Origin of the sequence: Affinirhizobium lemnae (genome assembly GCF_022968395.1) — a bacterium.
Lineage (GTDB): Bacteria > Pseudomonadota > Alphaproteobacteria > Rhizobiales > Rhizobiaceae > Neorhizobium > Neorhizobium lemnae.
The window spans coordinates 26,576-38,825 of sequence record NZ_JALJQZ010000035.1; the positions used below are offsets into that span (position 1 = coordinate 26,576).

The following is a 12,250-nucleotide window of genomic DNA, read 5'->3' on the forward strand; positions in this document are numbered from 1 at the left end:
GTAGCCTTTTCTTTGCCTTGTGAAAGGTGAGAACATGGAAACGGGATACATAACGACGCCCTTTGGGCGGCGGCCGATGACGCTTGCCTTGGTTAAGAGGCAGGTAGAGACGGAACAGGCCGAGTTGACGAGGTCAATCGACAAATGGCGAGTGTTTCGCGACGTCGGTGACGCCCGCTCGCGCCTTGGCCTTCAGGACCGTGCGCTTGCGGTATTGAACGCCCTCCTTTCCTTCCATCCGGGAGCCGAGCTTTGCCACGATAAGAATCTTATCGTGTTTCCGTCGAATGCCCAGTTGTCTGCCCGTTCCAACGGTATCGCGGGAACGACGCTTCGTAAGTGCCTGCGAATGCTCGTAGACGCTGGGATCATCATCAGAAAGGATAGCCCAAACGGCAAACGCTATGCCCGCAAGGGAAATGAAGGCAGTATTGAGGACGCATACGGTTTCAGCTTGGCGCCTCTGATCGCGCGCGCGAGCGAGTTTGCATCCCTCGCCCAGGAAGTTGCCGCAGAGCGGCGCCGTTTCCGCATTACGAAGGACCGTCTCACAATCGTTCGCCGGGACGTTCGCAAGCTCATCACTGTAGGGATGGAAGAAAATCTCCCTGGTGATTGGGCGGCTGCGGAGGCCCGTTTTGTCGAGATCGTTGGACGTTTCGTTCGGCATCCGACGTTGAAGGATTTGACTGCAAGCCTCGACGAAATGTCTCTGTTGCATGAAGAAGTCTCCAGGACGCTGGAAACTCAGGAAAAAACCAGAAAAAGCGATGGCAATGACATCGCATCTGGATGCCACATACAGAATTCAAATACCGAATGTTTCAATGAACTTGAACCACGCTTCGAAAAGAAGCAGGCCGAAAAGTCAGAGCCAACGAAACGGCCGAAACGGAATGGCGAACCGGAGGTGTTCCCGTTATCGATGGTGCTACGCGCCTGCCCCGAAATCTCAAACTTTGGGCCTGGCGGGTCCATCGGGAGTTGGCGCGAGCTGATGTCGGCCGCGGTTACCGTTAAATCCATGCTTGGTGTCAGCCCGTCCGCCTACGAAGAATGCTGTGAGGTGATGGGGCAAGCTGGCGCGGCAATAGCGATCGGCTGCATCTACGAACGGGTAGGCCATATCAATTCGGCTGGGGGCTATCTGCGGGATCTAACCGCGAAGGCGCGGCGCGGGGAATTTTCGCTTGGGCCAATGCTGTTCGCGCAGCTGAGGGCAAATTCCGAACTTACCCGGTCATCGGCATAACCATGGGGAGTACGTAACAAGGATCGTAACATATTGAAAAAATGGATAATATCCAAAAGTTTCCGGCTGGCAACTCATTCGTAACACTCGGTGCAGGTGAAATGATACAGGGAGCAACGGGAGCCGATCTCGTCCTCGGCCTGATAGAAATGAAAGTACCATTTAGGTGGCAGCAATTCTCGGATGCGGCGCTTAGCTACCAATGTTAAGGAGGATAAATGCAATTTTGAACGCTGGACTCTCTGATGCCGAAGATACGTAGCTTGAGATATTTGACCCGTCAGGGCGATCAGCGGCTATTCGAGTTTCACGACGGCAATCTTGACCCCGGTTTCCAGATGACACTGCTCACTGGACAGAACGGGTCACAGAAAAGCTCCGTCCTTCGCGACCTCGTATCTGCGATTGTTCTGCCAACCGATAAAGCGAACGTGCGTTCCACGGTGTTCCCGGCATCTCAGTTGCGGCGCCGGTTATTTGCTTCTCCGGCTCTGTGGCGGATCGATTTCCTCAGAAAATGCTCAGTGGGCGAAATACAGAATATGACGTCCCAAACTATCACTACACTGGGCAGCGGGCAGGTACGAACCTGCTAAGTAAGAAACTGCCACTAGAGACAGCAGTCACTTTTGCCTTGGATCCGGCAGTGAGCGATCGATTTCTGGATCCATTTTTCGAAAATGGCATTCTCGCTTTCAGGCCTCAATCCTTCTCTCTCGCTCGATATCCGCTACGAGCAGAGATTCAAAAAGCGGTTCCCTTCAATCACTCCCCGGGAAATTCTTGAGCGTGCTCTGAGCGGATACAGGGAACCGAATTCTCGCGGTGAGATATCGCTGGCAGCCGCGCAAAGTGTTAGGGAAGAATTCTCAGACCTCGACTTCAATGTGTTGACCGCACTTATCGATGAACGGAGGGGAAAGTTCTCCAAAATTACGCTGAGCAAAAATAGCGCGGTCACCACGCAGGAGAACCTCGCGGTCAGACTCGGCCTAATGCTGGATATCTTGGTGATCGATCGTGCGACCGTTCGGCGCGATGGTGAGGAGGAGTTCTCGGTTTATGAGCTGAGCTCTGGCGAATATCACATGCTGACGAGCCTGCTTGCTCTGGGCTTTTCCGTGACCGCTGGCTCCATCGTTCTTGTTGACGAGCCCGAGAACAGTCTTCATCCCCATTGGCAACAAGAGTTCATGGCCACGCTGCTTGAAATATGCCGTGTTATGGAAGACGGCCATCTTGTTGTATCTACGCACTCTCCACTCATTGTGGCGAGCGCGAAGCCTGGGAGCATGATCGTCGACCTAACTGTTCCCAGAGATGTCACGCCAGCTCAACCTGCACCTTTCGGAGCTTCCAGCGACAGCATTCTGCTCGACCAGTTCGGGATTGCCTCGAATAGAAATCTGTACGTGGTCGAACTCGTCCAACAAGCTGTCGACTTAGTTGAGCGAGATCTCGCCGGGACACCTGAATACGCGGCATTGCGTCCGAAGCTAAGGGATCTTTTCGCGGCTCTGCAGAAGGATGATCCCTTGCGCACAGTCATAGGCGCCCTGCTGGAAGGTGAGGGCGGTGAATGAATATCGGTTTTGAAAGAATCGACCCTACTCCATCCTATGTATTGGGAATTACCGCGGCTTCGTTCGCAGGACTCCCATGGACTAGTAAGGCGGCGATCGTCACCGCATTCAAAACTTCTTTGAAACTTGAACTCAGATCCACCCAACGGGGTCTCTGCTGCTATTGCCGACGGCCGCTCCCCTCGGATCCACCCGCTACACATCTGGAGCACTTTATAGAGAAGGAAGCTTGGTCGCATTTTGCGTTCGAAATCCGCAATCTTGCCCTGTCTTGCTCAACGTGTAACGGCAAAAAGAATAAGGCTTACGCGCTGCTTTGTGGTCGTTTGACAAGACGCGCTTCAAAGAATGTTCCTAATCCGGCTAAAGTGGTGAGGTGCCCTGTATTGGTCAGCAATGTGGCACCGGTCGCTATCACGTCTTCGGCGGACTTTCGATGGGTCCATCCCCACCTTGATACCTTCAGCGAACACATCACCGTTCGCAAGGGATACGTTTTCCAGAAGCGCACAATGAAGGGTCACAGAACCATCAAAGGCTTAGAGCTCAATTCGGTCGGAAGACTTGAGCACCGAGCCGCGATTGAAAAGCTTTCTTTGACAACGGGTCCCATATCCCTAACCATCGGTTTGGCAGCCCAATTGCAATTCAACTCGCCTTCACAAGTTTATATGATGGCCGCAGAAGTTATCCGCGGGAAGCTCAAGGGTGCCCAGGGACGATGAGTGGATGTTCTGCCTTGCCATGGCGACGTTGTAAGGGAACGACATCGTCAATATCGAGTAGGCCGCTTGCAAAACAGTCGATTGCGGCGCTCGCAAAGACGGTTGGCTAGGTTTTGCCTTCAGACTTGAGCTAGCCGGTCTGGTACCGGCCATCACCTTACCGGATGATGCGCTCCTCCAGGAGCTTCGATTCCACACGGCGATCTCTATAACCCATTCGCGGACAGCCATCTGATTTCAGGAGAGCAGGCAGCTAAGAGGTTGCCAGCTTTTGTTCAGGAGCCTTCCTGGTCCCACTCACGCTTGAGATATCTTCGACCGATCTCGTAGAACTCGAGCCGTGTGGCTCCGAGCAGCCCCATTTGCCGAGCGACGGCGATTTTTCCGTCGAGGTTCGGATCGTGCTGCCACCATTGCGGTCGCCATGCCTGGACGATTGCATTGAACACCCGCATCTCTGCTGTCGTGGTTTCAAAAAGCAGCTGGTAGCTATGGGCAGCGCCGTAGATCGTCATCACGATGTAGTCGACCGAAAAGTCGTTCTCGACCGTGAGATCGGATGATGAGTGCTTAAGAAAATTGTAGGAATGCCGCAGCCCGGCGAACACCTCGTGTTCAAGATCAGGTGGGACCTCTGCGTCCTTCAGCATTGCTCGTACTCTGTTCAATCCCACGTCGTCGCGACCTTTGTCGATGGCTTCCATGATGTGCGTAGCGGCGCGCTGGTCCATCGACACCGGCATTTTTCGGCGTGCCATATCTCGATTTCCTTTTTGCGGTGTGGTCTTGTGGTCATTCGCACCATCTGATCTTTCTGGCAATTTCGGCGTATCAATGACGATCGAACCGGGCACATGCTCTGAAATCGAACAGGAGGCAATTGTCCTCAGTGCTGTCGTCAGCATGGTCGACGATATGGTCAATCACGCCATCTTCTGTCCTCTTGACGAGAAGCGTACTGATACCAACCTCCTTCCACAGACCGCCGGAAGCTTACGGCAGTTCGGAACCTTTCTCCGGGATTTTCTGTCACCGGTGACTGGTAAGGGTGGCTCGCCCCTGCCATTTGACCTGCCCAAGCCGCCCAAGGATGCAGCAAAGTCGATCACACAACACTCTACTATCTAAAGCGCGTCTGCGAGAAGCCGTTGATCGGAACGAAAATCGACCACCTCAGTCGGATCGTGCAGGAGTTCAGCGACTGGCTTGAGGCCTATGCTTTCGTCGAGGAAGTCTGGTTCGGCAATATCAGTCAGAAGGTGGATCTGCGAATCAAACGGATCGACTTTATCCGGATGAGTGGTGATATAGGAAAGCACAACTTCCTGTGGTTGTGCCGCACAAGCCAATACCCTCCGTAGGATCTTGGGAGATAACAACGTCGAGATCGATGAGAGCGATGCATACTTGGCGCTGCCAGATTGCTGGGATTGGTTCCACACCCACCTGCTCGCTTACCACGCCAGCACAATTGCGGAGTTCTTGAACAACATCCGTTATACGATCCGGCTCTACATCACCCCGGTGGCTCTTGAACGATACACAGTGACAGGGAATGTCGATGGCTTGGAGTTATTCACGTTCGAACGGCCAACCGAGATCGCCAATAGGTTTGCTTGGGCCCAGTTCTTCGAGCTAATGCAGGGATCGCTCCGACAGCCGAATTTTCCGCCGTTTAGCGTGGCTCGAACAATGAAGATGCGGTTCTGACCGGAAATAATATTAGAATACCGGACGTCTGATTTCCTCTGGCCGCGACGCAGCAAGTTAGGCATTGGCTACGATTATCGCGCGGGCTCGGTTAGAGTATACGAGCTGCACGTCCATTTCGCCGTGTCGCACTGTTATAGTAACTAGACGCCTGCTGCACAGGTCGATGGCGTGATTGATCCATGGCTTCTTGCAGTGGAGGTGAACTGATGGGGTGGATGCCCCCTCCGGCCGGCATCATACTCCGATGCCGGCCGGAGGGGGCATCCACCCCATCAGTTCAAGTTCCGAGATTGGCGGCTTCCGTTAGGTATCCGGATCGCAGCCCGTGCGCCGAAAACTCCTCACTGTCCAACCCGGCCATCTCCGCCCGCTGCTTCAGGATCGCGTTGACCGACTGCGGATCCAGCGCCCGCTTCGAGACCGTCCCCCAGCGCCCGATCCCCCGGAAGACGCTGCCCTTGTCGATCTTGCCAGCCGCCATCCAGGTGTTAAGCGCTTCCACCGGCCGGCCGGTGAGATAGACGACGTCATCCTGCTCGCCCGTGGTCGTCTTGGTGCGGCCGAGATGGATGGCCAAAGAGGGGAGGGGAGGGGAGGGCCGTCGGGCACCTTGATCGGTGGCTCGACGATCAGCTGTTCGCATCGCAGTCCGGCGATCTCGCTGCGCCGGCGACCACCGGAGCCGAATGCCACCATCAGAATGGCGCGATCCCTGATGTCGCGCAGGTGGCGATGAGCTTCGCCAAGATATCGGCGGTCACCGCCTTAGCGCTCTTCCGCCTCCGGGTCCGCGGGACCGCGCGCACGGCCAGCCGAATGGCGGATTTGAGGGCAGGGGAGGCGAAGGCACCATCGAGGCCGCGCCACCTCGTCAATGTCGACCAGTTCGCCAGCCGTCGCCGCACCGTTGCCGTCGCATGCGGGCCGGTAGATTTCAGGAAGCCCTGGCGTCGGAGGTTGTCCTCTACGTCATCAGGCATGCCGTGGCCTGCATCTCTCGCACGTCTTTCCAGATCCCACAGATGATGCGCGACGAATTTGAGCAGCAGCGCCTCGGGTGCGGGCCAAGGCAGGGACCGTCCGGTGGCCGCAAGCCCCCAGGCCTCGAGATAAGCTAGATCCGAGGTCAGGGCGCGAAGGGTATTGTCGCCCATGCCCTGGTTGACGAGATGGCGCAGCGTCTCGACATCACTGTCCGTCAAAAGCTCGGCGAGCTCGTCGCGCCGCTCCATCGGCGCACGGCGGCAATGGTGTCGAGTTCCTCGGCGCGTCGCTCCACCGCGGTTGCTGATTTTTTCGCTTTGGTCACGGGCGCTCCAAAATCGCGGGTTTCGCCGGCCGCTAAGGCCGTGATTTGCCCCGATTCTTCCTGATTTGCGACTCCAGATCAACTACCATCGATAAGGGTTACGAAACCTCAGTCAAGGCTTTATGTTTATACGGGTTCTCACTGATCAGAACCCATTTGCCCATTCTCTTCGTCCGATGGACATGATGCGCCAAGGCTGGCTTTGGAGCTTTCGCCAGGCGTCACAGCAGTGAGCGACGATATCGTCATAGGACTTGAAGACGCGGTTTGACAGCCAGTTCTCACGCATGAAGTGCCAGAGGTTTTCGACCGGGTTCAGTTCCCGCGACTTCGGCGGCAGTGGCAGGATCGAGATGTTGCCTGGGATGACGAGATTATTGGACATGTGCCAGCCCGCCTGATCCATGATGAGGATGGCATGCGCATCATCGGCCACGTGCCGAGAGATTTCAGCCAGGTGCTGCGTCATCGCGTAGGTGTCGCACCAAGGCATGACCAAGGCGGCCGCTTTGCCCTGCTTGGGGCAGATGGCACCGAAGATGTAGGGAGAGCGGGTTCGCTGGTCGTGTGGTGCGGATGTCCTTGATCCCCGCCTTGCCCAGCGGCGGGTGATCTTGTTCTTTTGACCAATCCGGGCCTCATTTTGGTACCAGATTTCTATGCGTTTCCCTTGAGCCGCCCCGCTTGCGATCTCTGCCACTGCGGCGGGGAAGTTTTTTTAAAATCCTCAATGGCTTGAGGGTCCTGCGCATGATGTCTCGGGCGGGCAGCGAGCTTGCGGTAACCCATGGCACGCACCTCCCGGCTGAGCGTCTGCTCGCTCACCGAGACGCGAAACTCCTCCCAAATCCATTGGGCCAGCTCGCACAGACGCCATCGGACGACACCGTCGAGATAGGGTGTCGGTCCCCGTTCGATGGCCTTTGCCAGGGCCGCCCGTTGAACATCGTTCAACAGTGACTTGGGTCCAGGAGCCTTGCCATCGATCAGCCCATCAGGCCCATTCGTATTGAACCGCATGACCCAGTCCCGCACGATCTGACGAGTGACTTTGCCCAGCCGCGCCGCATCCAGGCGCGAACCGCCGTCATAGATCAGCGCAAGCGCCAGCAATCGACGCGCCTGGGCCGCATGCTTGCCTTGCCGAGCCAAACGCCGAAGACCTTCAGCGTCAAAATCTGCCCTTAGTGAAATTCCTGTTCGCATCCCAAACCTCCGGTTTGCACCAGAGATTCAGATTCACCGCCGTTTGAAAAGCAAAAGGAGTCACGGTCAGTGGGGAGGCGTACTATTGGCTCGATCGTAGGGTATCGGCGGAATACCGCGCGACTGCCATTCAATCGCCGTGCGGTCATCTCCCGCTGCGCAACCGACGAACGCGTAACGAGGCTTGAGGTCATTGAAGTGCCTCTCGTCGGCGGCAATAGCGTTCAGTAGGTAGCGCACCGGGGAGTCATTGGCGCTGTAGCCGACTAGAACTAGGTGAAAGATGCGGGCTGCGTCGTAGAGAAAGGATGTGACGATATGGCGCCTGAGATATGCGTCGCCAAAGTCCTGGTCCGTGAGGATGAGCGCCGAGCCCCTCTGCGATTTGAGCGGCAGCATTCCGTGGATGGGCAGAATTCCAGCAAACTCAGTGTTTCGGCTGGGGTTTGGAATCTCACCGAGGGCAAAGGCGGAATCTGAATATCTTTCGCGTCTAGCGGCTATGCTAAGAAGACGATCGAAGTTGGTCGTCACTAGCAGCGTCTGCCCGAAGCGTTGACCAAGACGCACGAGGACCGAGTGCAGGTGGTTAGGCTCGACGGTCCGGTCTAGCACCGTCTGCGCTGCCCGCCGAAGCGTACTGGCTTTTCTCGGGTCGCCATCAATGCGACGCTCCAGCATGCCAAGAACAACATCATGTTCGTGTTGCGCAAAAAACTTTAGCTCCGTGCGCTTTTGGTGGGTTAGAAGATCCGGTACGGTGTCCCAGCTAGGGCCGCCCTTCTTCTGCACGGCCGCGAGTGGTCCGCTCATCGCGGGATCTACTTCCGCTTAGATGTCTGCGACCAAACCGCCGAAATCCGGAAGTGAGGAAGGGGCCGGGTAAGAGGCTCCGGCGCCGACAATGAACAACACTTCGCCATGATCTCTCGCCGTGAGCAATTCCATGGGCAGTGGCGGAAGGTCTTTGCCGAGAACAATGGAGGTGGTCACTTGCGGTTTTCGTGTGAGAGGGGGTGTGGTTGCACCTTAGACGCGAGCAGCGCTGTCCGCAACGCAGTGGATGGTGCTCCTCTCGTTGAACCCAAATCCCTTTGATTCGCTCGGTGACAGGCGGGAGCAAGATTTTTCAACAGCTTAGGAGTGCTGAACAGCGGGTCGCTGGTTCTGATCCCTTCACTGTAGAAGTTGTCAGCGGCTTCATTGTATTGGCATTTTAGAATAAATACACCCGTTGCTCGTACCTGTGCCTCCGCAACAGTTCATAGGGAACTACAGAATTGATCGACACTAACTCCCAAATTTATAGGGACTATCATCGCCTTCGAAACGCTCCATCGGACGCAGACGCCATTTGGAAGCGAAAACGTGGTTTCGATTTCGAGCGCCTGCTGAATGCAATGTTGCAGAACGAGAAACTGGAGCCGCGAACGAGCTACAAATCGCTCGGCGAACAGATTGATGGATCGTTCTTCCTTGATGGATCGGTGTTTCTGCTGGAAGCCAAATGGCATGCGGATCCGCTCCCAGCGTCGACGCTCTATCAGTTTAAGGGAAAAGTCGACGGAAAGCTGATAGGAACCATTGGCATCTTTATTTCGATGTCGGGCTACTCTGAAGACGCGGTTGACGCTTTGAGCTTGGGAAAAACGCTTAATCTGATTCTCTTCGATGGACGAGATATGGATGCCGTGTTTGAGCTTGGACTGGGTTTCCAAGCTGTCCTAAAAAGAAAGCTTCGTGAGGCAGCGGAAGCCGGGATCGTCTACTCTCCGGCCGAAGTGGAAATCGTGAAGCGCAGCGGGACCAATTCCGCCGCATTTGAGTTCCTCCGCTACGATCCCATTTCAGGCGGATTAATGACCTCGAAGCCGGTGACCCATGCTAGCCCCGATCTGGTAATCGTATGCGAAGGCGATACCGACAGAGAGGTTCTGGCGGCCCTGTCTCAGCGGATCCTTGACAATCACAATTCACAGCGTTCGATCCAAATCATCACGGCAATGGGCAAGCATGCGGTGACCAAAGTCACGAAAACATTCAAGCACGTCTACCCGCCTGAGACGAAGGTTCTGCTTGTCGTCGATGGGGACGGAGACCCCGACAGCTCCCGAGAGATGCTGGAACAAGAGGTGTCGCTTTCGAATTGGACGGCATCGATCCCTAACCCTGGCCTCGAAGTGTGGTTCGGGCTTGAGCCGCTCAGAATGCGGCGGCAATCGATGGTGGGCAGGATGGAGCAGTATCTAAGCGCCGTTGGCGATGCGGATATCAACCAGTTGAGAAACAGCCATACCTCCTTCGAAGACTTCTATAACGCGGTCATTGGTCAATAATCGCTGAGCGTCCTTGGATTGTCAGTTGGCTCTAAATCAGCCATTCTCGCCAAGCCAACTTCTTGGCTTGGCTAATAAATTTGCGAGGACAGTCTTTAATAATGGGACAGTTAGTTCGTAAGCCATCAAGATCTTTTACGCGCTATGCGCTTTGCAATCGATTCAGGTATAGCTCTTCCAGCGTATGCATGAAGAGCGGCGACATAACGAGCCATGTCGTGATCCGGCTTCATGGAGAAAGGTGCGCTAATCGCAAGCGGAAACCTGTGTGTCCAACCAGCGTCGATGACTAGTCCTCTTTCACTCAGCCAATACTCCTCTCCCACATGCTGATAAAAGAGTGGAGGCGTAAACGGAACACCATCGTTGGCATGAATAATTCTCGTGATCGGAAAATGCAGGCCATCAACAAGTTGCTTAAAGCCCATAAGGCCCACAGCGGGTGCGCCAAAGGTCACGACCTTAAGTCTTGATCGCAGATTTGGCCATTTAAGAGCCAATTTGACGGCAAATAGGGTTGCGATTGCTCCACCTAGGGAATGTCCGGTTACAACAATATTGTCCACTTCGGGAACCAGGTTCTCTAATCGGGTGAAGAGAGAGGAGATGGCTGGACTGCCGGTAGTTTTGTCCTGATAGTATAGGGCGGCTTGGAAACCGCTGTGAACGAGTGGGCGATCGCTTGTCGTCGAACGTAGAGGAACAGGAAAGCACCGAAAATTAGAGAGAGTCCAGTCGATGCGCTCGCGCGTTCCCCGGAAGAGGACAATCACGGTCTTGTCATTCGACATCACCCTGCAAAAGCCCCGACCCAATGAGCCGTGGACGATATTCTGAGTTGTAAAAGCAGCATTTAGGAAAGATAATTTCGTCTGATTAATCGGGCTTCCATAGCTCGCGAGAGAGAGCTTTGCGAGTTCAATCCAATTATCCACATCAGACATTGCGTATATCGCTCCAGTAAAGAACTAAAGGAAATTGGCAGTACGCCTCTCTAAATTCACCGATTAAGGGCTTACAGTTTACTCCGTAGTGCCTCCAAGCGGATCTATTCCGATATGTGCTCCGCCGACACGGAGCGCTGGTTTCTCTTCATAGGAAGGCATCTCGCTGCCGCCCGCGACTTGTCATCAGATTCGTCAGTTCACAACAATCCAGCGGCGCCTTTCGCCCTGCATGGCTTGATCCAGTGATCGCCAAGACCGCGCCGGACGCGGCCACCATAGCGGTTTGAACCGGTCCGCAGCCCCGATTTTCGAAGGGCTCAACCGCCGGCAACAACATGTGCCCGCTGTTGGTCTCGATGATCCGCATACGATGGTCATCGTAGACCAAGAGGCGTTCACCGTCCTGTTCAGGGTTAAACTTCATTCAGCCTGGCGGAAAAGCCCAGTGGATTGGAAGTCTGTCAAGGACAGTGCCTTGGATTGCATCGCCCAAAATCGCGAGCTATGAAATATCTCCCAAAGAGACTACCAAATCGGTCCGCTTGCCAGCATCTCGGAAACTGTCACATCGCCGCAGGGATTGCAAGGACGCAGGTCTCCGCGCAGCCGAATAACTTGACCACGGCGAGCGGATCGGCGTTGTTCGGGTGGGGCGGAAGAGGCTACGGCGAAGACTCAATCACCTACTTGCCCACATCTTGACGGTGCGGCCAGGCCCATAAACTTCGAATTTGACAATGCCCCGCGTCACGGGCGCTGGTCCCGCGACGAAGACGCAGCGTGATTTCCGAGAAAAAGCGATCGGAAATGCAGCCGGATTCACTGGGATCCGGCGAGCTCTTGGATAGCGCTTGATTAGGCTCCGGAGCTTGCTGCAAAAAACAGCATCTCCAGCCAGCGGAAGACCGGAAGCATGAATGTGAGGGCACTGAATTAGTCGTACCTAAACGGCTCGACGACGACGCCATCGCAGTCATTGGTGATGAGCGCGCGCAAGCGGTCCTGTCATTGGCCGAACGTGCGGACCCCGTACACCCTCACAACGATGCGCTTAGGAGAAAGGCGCACAGGCGGCTCCTGATAAATTTGGGCGACTTGGGAGCTAGGCCATGTGGACGGATTTTATCAAGATGAACGCCGCTGCAATGGAAACGAGCGAGGAGAAGTTGCGTTTCGTTT

12 protein-coding genes and 1 pseudogene are annotated in these 12,250 nt (G+C 55.3%); 6 read left to right on the forward strand and 7 right to left on the reverse strand.

All coding sequences use genetic code 11. The features are described from left to right. The first annotated feature begins 34 nt into the window (after positions 1 to 34). The 3 genes from repC (at position 35) to MUU53_RS17840 (ending at position 3,560) form a co-directional block, all read left to right on the forward strand. Positions 35 to 1,252: a plasmid replication protein RepC gene (gene repC, locus MUU53_RS17830; protein WP_247262086.1), complete on the forward strand. Its 1,218-nt coding sequence runs from the start codon at positions 35 to 37 to the stop codon at positions 1,250 to 1,252. A 680-nt stretch (positions 1,253 to 1,932) separates the two neighbouring features. After that, positions 1,933 to 2,835: an AAA family ATPase gene (locus MUU53_RS17835; protein ID WP_247262087.1), complete on the forward strand. Its 903-nt coding sequence runs from the start codon at positions 1,933 to 1,935 to the stop codon at positions 2,833 to 2,835. Further along, positions 2,832 to 3,560: an HNH endonuclease gene (locus tag MUU53_RS17840; protein WP_247262088.1), complete on the forward strand. Its 729-nt coding sequence runs from the start codon at positions 2,832 to 2,834 to the stop codon at positions 3,558 to 3,560. Before MUU53_RS17835 ends, MUU53_RS17840 begins: the two co-directional genes overlap by 4 nt. Before the next feature lie 275 nt (positions 3,561 to 3,835). Here MUU53_RS17840 and MUU53_RS17845 read toward each other — a convergent pair whose 3' ends face one another. Beyond that, positions 3,836 to 4,318 carry a hypothetical protein gene (locus MUU53_RS17845; protein WP_247262089.1) on the reverse strand — a complete coding sequence of 161 codons (483 nt, stop codon included), beginning with the start codon at positions 4,316 to 4,318 and terminating at the stop codon, positions 3,836 to 3,838. Positions 4,319 to 4,394: 76 nt separating this feature from the next. Between MUU53_RS17845 and MUU53_RS17850 the strand changes: the two genes are divergently transcribed. Beyond that, complete coding sequence (locus MUU53_RS17850) at positions 4,395 to 4,688, forward strand: hypothetical protein (protein WP_247262090.1); 294 nt, start codon at positions 4,395 to 4,397, stop codon at positions 4,686 to 4,688. On the opposite strand, the gene MUU53_RS17855 is transcribed toward MUU53_RS17850, so the two are convergent. After that, the gene (locus MUU53_RS17855) at positions 4,685 to 4,879 is read right to left on the reverse strand and encodes a hypothetical protein (protein ID WP_247262091.1); all 195 of its coding nucleotides are present in this window, start codon (positions 4,877 to 4,879) and stop codon (positions 4,685 to 4,687) included. The two genes, MUU53_RS17850 and MUU53_RS17855, sit on opposite strands and share 4 nt — an antisense overlap. A 46-nt stretch (positions 4,880 to 4,925) precedes the next feature. Between MUU53_RS17855 and MUU53_RS17860 the strand changes: the two genes are divergently transcribed. After that, positions 4,926 to 5,270, forward strand: coding sequence for a hypothetical protein (locus tag MUU53_RS17860; protein WP_247262092.1), 345 nt, complete (start codon positions 4,926 to 4,928; stop codon positions 5,268 to 5,270). A 91-nt stretch (positions 5,271 to 5,361) separates the two neighbouring features. Here MUU53_RS17860 and MUU53_RS17865 read toward each other — a convergent pair. The 4 genes and pseudogenes from MUU53_RS17865 to MUU53_RS17880 all read right to left on the reverse strand — a co-directional run bounded on the left by MUU53_RS17865 (position 5,362) and on the right by MUU53_RS17880 (position 8,781). Further along, positions 5,362 to 6,582 (reverse strand): annotated as a pseudogene (locus MUU53_RS17865) (tyrosine-type recombinase/integrase). A 145-nt stretch (positions 6,583 to 6,727) separates the two neighbouring features. Then, positions 6,728 to 7,788, reverse strand: a protein-coding gene (locus MUU53_RS17870; RefSeq protein ID WP_247262093.1) for an IS630 family transposase whose coding sequence is annotated in 2 segments (ribosomal slippage) — positions 6,728 to 7,296 and positions 7,296 to 7,788 — 1,062 coding nt in all. Because the reading frame shifts where the segments join, the coding sequence is not laid out codon by codon here. Between the two features lie 66 nt (positions 7,789 to 7,854). Continuing rightward, entirely contained in the window at positions 7,855 to 8,601 is a 747-nt protein-coding gene (locus tag MUU53_RS17875) for an SIR2 family protein (protein WP_247262094.1), read from the reverse strand. An 18-nt stretch (positions 8,602 to 8,619) separates the two neighbouring features. Then, positions 8,620 to 8,781 (reverse strand): hypothetical protein, encoded by a 162-nt coding sequence (locus MUU53_RS17880; protein WP_247262095.1) that lies wholly within the window; start codon positions 8,779 to 8,781, stop codon positions 8,620 to 8,622. A gap of 287 nt (positions 8,782 to 9,068) precedes the next feature. Here MUU53_RS17880 and MUU53_RS17885 point away from each other — a divergent pair, with 287 nt between their 5' ends. Beyond that, a complete protein-coding gene (locus MUU53_RS17885; RefSeq protein ID WP_281435180.1) occupies positions 9,069 to 10,124 on the forward strand; it encodes a TOPRIM nucleotidyl transferase/hydrolase domain-containing protein in 1,056 nt (351 codons plus the stop codon). Between the two features lie 125 nt (positions 10,125 to 10,249). Here MUU53_RS17885 and MUU53_RS17890 read toward each other — a convergent pair whose 3' ends face one another. After that, positions 10,250 to 11,068 carry a lipase family protein gene (locus MUU53_RS17890; RefSeq protein ID WP_247262097.1) on the reverse strand — a complete coding sequence of 273 codons (819 nt, stop codon included), beginning with the start codon at positions 11,066 to 11,068 and terminating at the stop codon, positions 10,250 to 10,252. Between the last annotated feature and the right edge of the window lie 1,182 nt (positions 11,069 to 12,250).